Below are 8,935 nucleotides of genomic sequence, written 5' to 3' on the forward strand. Positions count from 1 at the left end.
CGGACGGGAGCCACCCTCCCGAAGTCGCCAAAGCCGATCCTTAGAGCGCGGACTATGGCAAAAGCGGCCAAGGCTCATTAAATCGATGTCCAGCCGCGTGAGGGCGCAGACATAGACCCTGCGCCGACGCTTGAACCAAGGCGGCCAACCGCCCAGGAAAGACGATGAAGGCTGATTTCTACGAAACGCTCGGGGTGCAGAAGGGGGCGGACGAAAAGGAACTCAAGAGCGCGTTCCGCAAGCTCGCCATGCAGTTCCATCCCGACCGCAATCCCGGCGATTCGGCCTGTGAGCAGAAGTTCAAGGAAATCAACGAGGCCTACGAAACGCTCAAGGACCCGCAAAAGCGTGCCGCCTATGACCGTTTCGGCCACGCAGCTTTCGAAAATGGCGGCATGGGCGGGGCACAGGGCTTCGGTGCCGGCGGCTTCGCCGACATCTTCGAAGACATTTTCGGTGACATGATGGGCCGCCAGCGGCGGTCCTCCGGCGGCCGCGAGCGTGGCGCCGACCTGCGCTACAACATGGAAATCACGCTCGAGGAGGCTTTCAACGGAAAGACGGCCCAGATCCACGTGCCGGCTTCCGTGGTCTGCGACGAGTGCACGGGAAGCGGCGCGAAGCCGGGCACCCAGCCGGTGACCTGCTCGATGTGCCAGGGCTCCGGCCGCGTGCGCGCCTCGCAGGGCTTTTTCTCGATCGAGCGTACATGCCCGCAATGTCAGGGCCGCGGCCAGACCATCGAGGACCCCTGCCCGAAATGTTCGGGCCAGGGCCGGGTCACCGAGGAGCGCTCGCTCTCGGTCAACATTCCAGCAGGCATCGAAGACGGCACCCGCATCAGGCTCGCGGGCGAAGGCGAGGCGGGGCTGCGTGGTGGCCCTTCCGGCGACCTCTACATATTCCTGTCGGTGAAACCGCACGAGTTCTTCCAGCGCGACGGCGCCGATCTCTTCTGCAAGGCGCCGATCTCCATGACCACTGCCGCGCTTGGCGGTTCGTTCGAGGTGGCCACGCTCGACGGTACGCAGACCCGGGTGAAGGTTCCTGAAGGTACCCAGAACGGCAAGCAGTTCCGCCTGCGCGGCAAGGGCATGCCGATCCTGCGGCAGCCGACGATCGGCGATCTCTACATTCAGGTGGCGATCGAGACGCCGCAGAACCTGACGAAACGTCAGAGGGAATTGCTGGAGGAATTCGAAAAGATCTCCTCGCAGGAGAACAACCCGCAATCGACGGGCTTTTTCACCCGCATGAAGGACTTCTTCGAATCGTTTGGCGACAAGGCGTAGTGGTTTTGGCGCGCCTTGATTTCAGGGTAAAATTTGCAGGCCCGCTTGCAACGTAAAAACGCCACTTTAGTTTAGTAAGCGACATTTCCTACCCGGGAGGCGACATCGCATGGCAGAAACCCCTCGCAGGTCGCTTGCGCGCCGCTTCGATGAAGAACTGCGCTTCTTCAAAGGCTGGATCGACAAGCCTCGTGCAGTGGGTTCCATCGTGCCCACGAGCAGCGTCACGGCGCGGAAGATGGCGACCGTCGTAAATCCCGAGTCCGGACTGCCTGTGCTTGAGCTGGGGCCTGGCACGGGCGTTATCACCAAGGCCATTCTCGAAGCTGGCGTGAAGCCCGAAAATCTGTGGTCAATCGAATATTCGCCGGACTTTGTCGAGCATCTGCGTCTGAATTACCCCGGCGTGAACGTCATCCATGGTGACGCCTTCGATCTGGACAAGACGCTGGGGGACAAGCGCGACACCGTATTCGATTCCGTCATTTCTGGTGTGCCGCTCCTCAATTTCCCCGTTGTCCAGCGCATTGCATATGTAGAGAGCCTGCTCGATCGCATCCCCGCCGGCCGGCCGATCGTGCAGCTCACATACGGTCCGCTCTCGCCTGTTCCTCCGGGCAAGGGCAACTATACGGTGGCGCATTTCGACTTCATCATCAGGAATCTGCCGCCGACCCAGCTGTGGCTCTACAGCAGGCCAAAGGCTTCCTGATGAAGCGCGGCCGATAAAACGCCGCCACCTTTGACAAGCAGGTCGGATCGGACTATGCGGTGCCGACCCAACGGGAGGCCACCCCCCGACATGACGCCGAAAATCCTTGTCTTCGCCGGCTCGATCCGCACCGGAGCCTATAGCGGCAAGACGGCGGACGTGGCGCAGAAGGAAATGGCGGTGCAGGGCGCGGAAGTGACGCGCATCTCGCTTGCCGACTACCCGCTCCCGATCATGGATCAGGACCTCGAGAAGGAGAAAGGCGTCCCCGAGAACGCCTATCGGCTCGCGCGCCTCTTTGCCGCCCATGACGGCATTCTGATCGCCACGCCCGAATATAACGGCTCGATGCCGCCCCTTCTGAAGAACGCCATCGACTGGATAAGTCGCGTCAAGACCGACGACGGCAGGTCGCTGCGTCCGCTGCCGGGCAAGGTGGTCGCGATCTGCTCGTCCTCGGACGGCCACTTTGCTGGCATTCGCAGTGCTGCGCATCTGCGCGCCGTTCTGGCGCATATCCAGATGGACGTGATCGCGCCGCAATGTTCGGTGCCCAACGCCGACCAGGCCTTTGACGAGGATGGCGCGTTCCGCGAGGAGCGGCTGCGCAAGTCGATGCATCGCGTCTGCGCGGCGCTGATCGAGCGCGCCTGGCAGGCCTCCGACAGGGTGGCGCGGTGATCGGCTACTACCCATCCCCAGGTTGAGATAGATTCGAAAATTCCCGTTCCTCTCTGGAGACTTTCAGGCGTTGGTCGCTCCCGTGTCGAAGCGGTGCTCGACAGGCCATGGCTGCGCGCGGTGAAATACATCCTGTCGAGCGACGAGACCAAGGCGGTGGAGGCGGCCGCCATGATCGCCGCGCATCTGCGCGTGCCGATCGAGATCGACCCGCAGATGGGCGAAAACGACCGCTCTTCGACAGGCTTTCTGGAGCCTCCCGCCTTTGAGGCAGCCGCCAATCAGTTTTTCGCGGAACCGGACAAAAGCTGGAACGGCTGGGAACGCGCCGTCGACGCAGCCGATCGCATCGAACGCGCGGTGAAACGCGCGCTGACACGCCACGAGCCCACGGAACCGGTCCTGCTCGTCGGCCATGGCGGCGTGGGAACGTTGCTCAAGTGTCGGCTGACCGGCACGGCCATCGCGCGCGACAGGGACCAGCCACCCGGCGGCGGCAACATCTTTGCATTCACCCTGGCCGATGGCGGCCTGCTTTGCGACTGGACACCGATGGAGGATTTCGATGGTATCTGAAAACATGACCGAACGACTGATCGTGGGGCTGGACCTGCCGAATGTTGCTGACGCCGAAAAGGCGGTTCGGGACCTCGATGGCGTCGCGAGTTTCTACAAGATCGGGTACCGGTTGGCCTTCGCCGGCGGACTGGAGCTCGCCCGCGACCTCGTCGCCGACGGCAAGAGCGTCTTCCTCGACATGAAGCTGCTCGACATCGACAACACGGTGGCCCAGGGCGTCGAGAGCGTCGTCAACATGGGGGTAACCATGCTCACGCTGCATGCCTATCCAAAGGCCATGCGCGCGGCGGTTGCCGCTGCCAGGGGGTCGGATCTGTGCCTGCTGGGCGTTACCGTGCTGACCTCGATGGACGAGAAGGATCTTGTGGAGGCCGGCTACGAATACGATCCGCACACGCTTGTGCTGCGCCGCGCGGAGCAGGTACTTGCGGCCGGCATGGGCGGCATCGTCTGCGCTGCCCCCGAAGCGGCGGCGGTGCGCAAGATCGTGGGCGCGGACCTTGCAGTGGTCACGCCCGGCATCAGGCCGGCCGGTGCCGACCATGGCGACCAGAAACGCGTGATGACGCCGGCGGACGCGCTGCGCGCCGGCGCAAGCCACCTCGTAGTGGCAAGACCGATCGTTGCCGCGCCGGACAAGCGCGCGGCCGCGCAGGCCATTGTGGCCGAGATGCAGGCAGCCTGAGTCAAACCAGGGAGGATGAAATGCCAAAAGGATACTGGATTGCCCATGTCGATGTACGCGACCCCGAGCGCTACAAGGACTATGTCTCGACTGCCAAACCGGCATTCGAACGCTTCGGCGCACGCTTCCTCGCGCGAGGCGGCGCCTCGCAGGCCATGGAGGGAGCCGGCCGCGCGCGCAACGTGGTGATCGAGTTCCCGTCGATGCAGGCGGCGCTCGACTGCTACAACTCGCCAGAGTATCAGGCCGCAAAGGCGATCCGGGTCACCGTCGCCGACGGTGAGATCACTATCGTGGAAGGCAATGACGGCTGAACAGGCATTCGTGGCGGCATTCGAAGCGCCGCCGGGCTACAGTATCCGTGCGCATCGCCCGGCTGACGATGCAGCGCTGCTGAGAATCGAGAACCGGGCAGCGCAGCTCTTCCGGGCGCATGGCTATCCCGAGATCGCCGACAATCCGTTTGCCAGCGTGGCCGATTTCCGCGCTATGGCGACGGGGCATGAGGTGCTGGTGGCGGTGGCTGGCGAGGGCAGGCCTGTCGGCTATGCCGTTTCCGGAGCACGGAGCGATTGCCTGCATTTGCGGGAGTTGTCGGTCGATCCCGATCATGGCCGCCGGGGCCTGGGCTCCGCATTGGTACGCGCGGTGATCGCACGCTGTCGTGAACGGGCACTGCGCGGCGTCACGCTGACCACGTTCCGCGCGGTCCCGTTCAACGCCCCCTTTTATGCCGCGCTGGGGTTCGTAGAACTGCCGCTCGAACAGGCGTCGGCGCCGTTGCGCGACGTCTTCCATCAGGAGTTGCCCGAAGGCATCGCTGCCGCGTCCCGCGTTCTGATGGTGCATCCATGCTGAAATTGAAGGACGCATCGTAAACACGCGCCAAGGCTGTATTCTATTGCAATGCAGCAAAAGACTGTTAGCTTTTGCCGCATAACATCTGCTTCGACCGGCGATCTTGTGTCCCGCTGCCGGCCGCAGCCGTCAGGAGCGCCGATGTACTATCAGCTCTACGAATTGAACCATGCTGCGCTGCAGCCTTTTCGTGCTTATGCCGACGCGATGCGGCTTTTCTATCAGAACCCGCTCAACCCGCTCGCCGCGACGCCCCTGGGTCGCTCGGCTGCGGCTGCCGCCGAGGTGTTCGAGCGCACCACACGGCGCTACGCCAAGCCGGCTTTCGGGCTAGAGACGACCAAGGTCGATTTCTCCGAGGTGGCGGTAACGGAGCGCGTGGTCTGGTCGCGGCCGTTCTGCAATCTCCTCCATTTCCAGCGCGAGCTGCCCGCCGGCCGCCGGCCCGATCCCAAGCTGCTGATCGTCGCGCCGATGTCGGGCCACTATGCGACGCTGCTGCGCGGTACGGTCGAGGCGATGATGCCGCATGCCGACGTATACATCACCGACTGGACGGACGCCCGCATGGTGCCGCTGGCAGACGGGCGTTTCGACCTGGACGACTATGTCGACTACGTCATCGACATGCTGCACCACATCGGACCGGGAACGCATGTGATAGGCGTGTGCCAGCCATCGGTACCGGTGCTGACAGCCGTAGCTCTGATGGAGGGACGCGGCGATCGCTTCGCGCCTGCCTCCATGACGCTGATGGGCGGGCCCATCGACACGCGTCGCAACCCGACCGCGGTGAACCTGCTTGCCGAGGAAAAGGGCATCGAGTGGTTCCGCGACAATGTCATCATGCAGGTGCCGTGGCCCAATCCCGGCTTCATGCGCGATGTCTATCCCGGCTTTCTCCAGCTTTCGGGCTTCATGAGCATGAATCTCGACCGCCATCTGATCGCCCACAAGGACTTCTTCATGCATCTGGTGAAGGACGACGGCGATTCGGCGGAAAAGCACCGCGACTTCTACGACGAATACCTGGCCGTCATGGACCTTACGGCGGAGTTCTATCTCCAGACTGTGGAAACAGTCTTCGTGCGGCACGATTTGCCGAAAGGCCGGATGAAGCATCGCGGCGAATTGGTCGACCTGAGCGCGGTACGCAACGTGGCGCTGTTCACAGTCGAAGGCGAGAACGACGACATTTCCGGTGTCGGCCAGACCAAGGCCGCGCACGATCTGTGTGTCAACATCCCTGAAGAGATGCGCGCGCACTACATGCAGCCGAAGGTCGGCCATTACGGCGTTTTCAACGGTTCGCGTTTCCGCGCCGAGATCGTTCCGCGCATCGTCGACTTCATGGCAAGCCATGGCAAGACGAAGGCGAAGCCGGCCGCGAAGCCGCGCCTCGTCAGCTCCAAGAGCTGAGCCCGTCTCGCACTGTGTGCGAGACGCCACACTGTCGCAGCTACAGTAACCATCCCGCCAATCCTCACGATCCCGTCAATTGACGGGTCGAAAAACCCCGCTTAACGTTTCTTTAACAAGCAAAAGAATCGGTGATAGGGGCTTGGGCGATATGAATGCCACACTTGGGAGGTGGCGGCTGTGGCCGCTCGCGGCCGTGGTGATGTTCCTTGCGGCAACGACCGGAACGATGTCAGAGGCATCCGGCGTCGGCGCAATGGCAACGGGCGGTTTGACCTCGCAGCCAATCGGTCACTACGAATTCTGCCGCGCCAATCCGTCCGAGTGCTCCTCCCGCCTTCGCGACCGCGGACCGATCGTGCTGACCGACGCGCTGAGGCGCGTGGTCATTCAGGTCAACCTGGACGTGAATCGCGCGGTCAAGCCGATGAGCGACTTCGACATCTACGGGAAGGACGAGGTGTGGGCGTATCCTGACCAGGGCGTTGGCGATTGCGAGGACTACGCGCTGGAAAAGCGCAGGCAGCTTGCCGCCAAGGGCATTCCGCTTTCCAATCTGCTGGTCACCGTTGTCCGCAAGCCCGATGGCGAGGGCCATGCCGTGCTGACGCTGCGCACCGACCGTGGTGACTTCATCCTCGACAATCTGAGCGACGAACTGCGCCCCTGGCAGAAGACGGGCTATCGCTATCTCAAGCGCCAGGCGAGCACGCATACAGGCCGCTGGGTAACGCTGCGCGAAGACCAGAACATGCTGGTGGGCGCACTCGAGTAGCGCTTCCTCAACTCGGGATGCTTTGCCGCCACTTCGTGACCATGAAGCGGCCACCGAGCCTGTCAGGCGCTGCGGATTAGGCAGCTATTGGCACCAAGCTCCCGGCATCGGCCGGTAAAGCTCTTCCTTGTGCCGAGGGGAGTGGCGTGAACACAGCCGTGCCGCTGAGAGTGCGGCCAACCCCTCCGCGACGATTCCATGTAACCGTCACGCCGCCTGCGCGATCCTTTCGCCGGCCATGCGATACGAAATCGCCTCCGCCAGATGAAGGCGGCCGACCGTGTCGCTGCCATCGAGGTCGGCGAGCGTTCGTGCGACCTTGAGCACCCGGTGGTAGGCACGCGCCGAAAGGCCGAGTTTCTCGCTGGCCTCGCCGAGCAGTGCTGCGCCACCTGAATCGAGAGCCGCGATTTCTTCGACCAAGGCCGCTGGACACGCTGCATTGACCGTGACCCCTTCCAGACCAAGGCTTGTAAAGCGGTTGGCCTGGACAGCGCGCGCTCTGGCCACGCGCTCGGCAACCGCGGCGCTTGATTCGGCGCGGGCCGGCCGGATCAGATCGGCGGCGGTGACGGCCGGCACCTCGACCCGCAGGTCGATACGGTCGAGCATTGGTCCCGAAATGCGCGCCTGGTAGTCGCTCTGGCAGCGCGGTCCTCGGGCACAGCGATGGCCCGGCTCGCCGGCCATGCCGCACCGGCACGGGTTCATTGCCGCCACGAGCTGGAACCGTGCAGGATAAGCAACCCGGCCGTTGGCGCGTGCCACCACGCATTCGCCGCTTTCGAGCGGCTGGCGCAGCGAATCGAGCGCCTGCGGCGAGAATTCCGGCAATTCGTCGAGGAACAGCACGCCGTGATGCGCGAGCGAGGCCTCGCCGGGCCTGACGCGGAAGCCGCCGCCCGTCAGGGCGGCCATAGTTGCCGAGTGATGCGGCGCGCGGAAAGGCCGTCTGTCCGACAGCTTGCCGCCGACAATGCTGCCTGCCACCGAGGCGATCATCGACACTTCCAGCAGTTCGCGCGGCGACAGCGGCGGCAGGATCGAGGGTAGGCGCTGTGCCAGCATCGATTTGCCGGAACCCGGTGGACCGCAGAACAGCAGATGGTGGCCGCCGGCAGCCGCGATCTCCAGTGCCCGCTTGGCACTTTCCTGGCCCTTGATATCGGCAAGGTCCGGCAGGTTGCCGGGAGTTGCATGAACGGCGGCCTCGGGTCGCGACAGAACCTGCGTCCCGCGAAAATGGTTGGCAATGGCGATCAGGCTGCGCGGCGCGAGAATGTCGATATCCGCGCCGGCCCATGCCGCCTCGGACCCCACGCCATGCGGGCAGATCAGACCCTTGCCGAGCGCATTGGCCCCAATGGCCGCCGGAAGTGCACCGGCTACCGGCGCCGTCGTGCCGTCGAGAGCCAGTTCGCCGACGACGACATAACCTGCGAGCGCATCATGCGGGATCGCACCCAGCGCGGCCATCAGGCCGAGCGCGATCGGGAGGTCGTAGTGACTGCCCTCCTTGGGCAGGTCGGCCGGCGCAAGGTTGACGGTCACCTTCTTGGCCGGCATCGACAGTCCCGACGCATGCAGCGCAGCCTGTATCCGCTCACGGCTCTCGGTCACCGCCTTGTCGGCGAGCCCGACGATCTGCATGCCGACCTTGCCCGGCGCCACCATCACCTGGACATCGACCGGCACGGCCTCGATACCTTCGAATGCGACTGTCGTTACGCGCGAAACCATGCTGCCCCAGCCTTTCCCGCCGCCGGCTCGAACCAAGCAACGATCCCCTGTCCCGGAATGAACCAGCCAGCGTTCAGTGAAGCACAAAGCTGCCCCAACGGGCGATTATATATTTGACAAACCCATTCGGACGGGTTAGAAAGATTCCAGTCACTTAGGAACTTTCGCCATGTCCGTTCTGTCCCGCCCCTACT

General features: G+C 63.7%; 10 protein-coding genes. 9 read left to right on the forward strand and 1 reads right to left on the reverse strand.

Features of this window, described 5'->3' with window-relative positions; all coding sequences use genetic code 11:
• The first annotated feature begins 164 nt into the window (after nucleotides 1-164).
• The 9 genes from dnaJ (at nucleotide 165) to ACVJNE_RS22730 (ending at nucleotide 7,001) form a co-directional block, all read left to right on the forward strand.
• Nucleotides 165-1,292 (forward strand): molecular chaperone DnaJ, encoded by a 1,128-nt coding sequence (gene dnaJ, locus ACVJNE_RS22690; protein ID WP_368801403.1) that lies wholly within the window; start codon nucleotides 165-167, stop codon nucleotides 1,290-1,292.
• Nucleotides 1,293-1,401: 109 nt separating this feature from the next.
• Nucleotides 1,402-2,004 (forward strand): phospholipid N-methyltransferase PmtA, encoded by a 603-nt coding sequence (gene pmtA, locus ACVJNE_RS22695; RefSeq protein WP_499569014.1) that lies wholly within the window; start codon nucleotides 1,402-1,404, stop codon nucleotides 2,002-2,004.
• A 90-nt stretch (nucleotides 2,005-2,094) separates the two neighbouring features.
• Nucleotides 2,095-2,685: an NADPH-dependent FMN reductase gene (locus ACVJNE_RS22700; RefSeq protein ID WP_499569015.1), complete on the forward strand. Its 591-nt coding sequence runs from the start codon at nucleotides 2,095-2,097 to the stop codon at nucleotides 2,683-2,685.
• Nucleotides 2,686-2,712: 27 nt separating this feature from the next.
• Entirely contained in the window at nucleotides 2,713-3,261 is a 549-nt protein-coding gene (locus ACVJNE_RS22705; protein ID WP_499569025.1) for a histidine phosphatase family protein, read from the forward strand.
• A complete protein-coding gene (gene pyrF, locus ACVJNE_RS22710; RefSeq protein WP_499569016.1) occupies nucleotides 3,251-3,949 on the forward strand; it encodes an orotidine-5'-phosphate decarboxylase in 699 nt (232 codons plus the stop codon). Before ACVJNE_RS22705 ends, pyrF begins: the two co-directional genes overlap by 11 nt.
• Before the next feature lie 20 nt (nucleotides 3,950-3,969).
• Nucleotides 3,970-4,263 (forward strand): DUF1330 domain-containing protein, encoded by a 294-nt coding sequence (locus ACVJNE_RS22715; RefSeq protein ID WP_173188577.1) that lies wholly within the window; start codon nucleotides 3,970-3,972, stop codon nucleotides 4,261-4,263.
• The gene (locus ACVJNE_RS22720; RefSeq protein WP_499569017.1) at nucleotides 4,253-4,807 is read left to right on the forward strand and encodes a GNAT family N-acetyltransferase; all 555 of its coding nucleotides are present in this window, start codon (nucleotides 4,253-4,255) and stop codon (nucleotides 4,805-4,807) included. Before ACVJNE_RS22715 ends, ACVJNE_RS22720 begins: the two co-directional genes overlap by 11 nt.
• Nucleotides 4,808-4,948: 141 nt before the next feature.
• Entirely contained in the window at nucleotides 4,949-6,226 is a 1,278-nt protein-coding gene (locus tag ACVJNE_RS22725; protein ID WP_499569018.1) for a polyhydroxyalkanoate depolymerase, read from the forward strand.
• A 151-nt stretch (nucleotides 6,227-6,377) separates the two neighbouring features.
• Nucleotides 6,378-7,001, forward strand: a complete 624-nt coding sequence (locus ACVJNE_RS22730; RefSeq protein WP_499569019.1) for a transglutaminase-like cysteine peptidase — start codon at nucleotides 6,378-6,380, stop codon at nucleotides 6,999-7,001.
• A 207-nt stretch (nucleotides 7,002-7,208) separates the two neighbouring features.
• Here the strand turns inward: ACVJNE_RS22730 and ACVJNE_RS22735 are convergent, their stop codons facing one another.
• Nucleotides 7,209-8,741: a YifB family Mg chelatase-like AAA ATPase gene (locus ACVJNE_RS22735; RefSeq protein WP_499569020.1), complete on the reverse strand. Its 1,533-nt coding sequence runs from the start codon at nucleotides 8,739-8,741 to the stop codon at nucleotides 7,209-7,211.
• Nucleotides 8,742-8,935: the final 194 nt, after the last annotated feature.

This window comes from Mesorhizobium sp. DxT (assembly GCF_058448885.1).

Excerpts from the sequence above, each read along its gene's own strand:
- dnaJ (WP_368801403.1), top strand. The coding sequence starts at position 165 with ATGAAGGCTGATTTCTACGAAACGCTCGGGGTGCAGAAGGGGGCGGAC.
- pmtA (WP_499569014.1), top strand. The coding sequence starts at position 1,402 with ATGGCAGAAACCCCTCGCAGGTCGCTTGCGCGCCGCTTCGATGAAGAA.
- ACVJNE_RS22700 (WP_499569015.1), top strand. The coding sequence starts at position 2,095 with ATGACGCCGAAAATCCTTGTCTTCGCCGGCTCGATCCGCACCGGAGCC.
- pyrF (WP_499569016.1), top strand. The coding sequence starts at position 3,251 with ATGGTATCTGAAAACATGACCGAACGACTGATCGTGGGGCTGGACCTG.
- ACVJNE_RS22715 (WP_173188577.1), top strand. The coding sequence starts at position 3,970 with ATGCCAAAAGGATACTGGATTGCCCATGTCGATGTACGCGACCCCGAG.
- ACVJNE_RS22720 (WP_499569017.1), top strand. The coding sequence starts at position 4,253 with ATGACGGCTGAACAGGCATTCGTGGCGGCATTCGAAGCGCCGCCGGGC.
- ACVJNE_RS22725 (WP_499569018.1), top strand. The coding sequence starts at position 4,949 with ATGTACTATCAGCTCTACGAATTGAACCATGCTGCGCTGCAGCCTTTT.
- ACVJNE_RS22730 (WP_499569019.1), top strand. The coding sequence starts at position 6,378 with ATGAATGCCACACTTGGGAGGTGGCGGCTGTGGCCGCTCGCGGCCGTG.
- ACVJNE_RS22735 (WP_499569020.1), bottom strand. The coding sequence starts at position 8,741 with ATGGTTTCGCGCGTAACGACAGTCGCATTCGAAGGTATCGAGGCCGTG.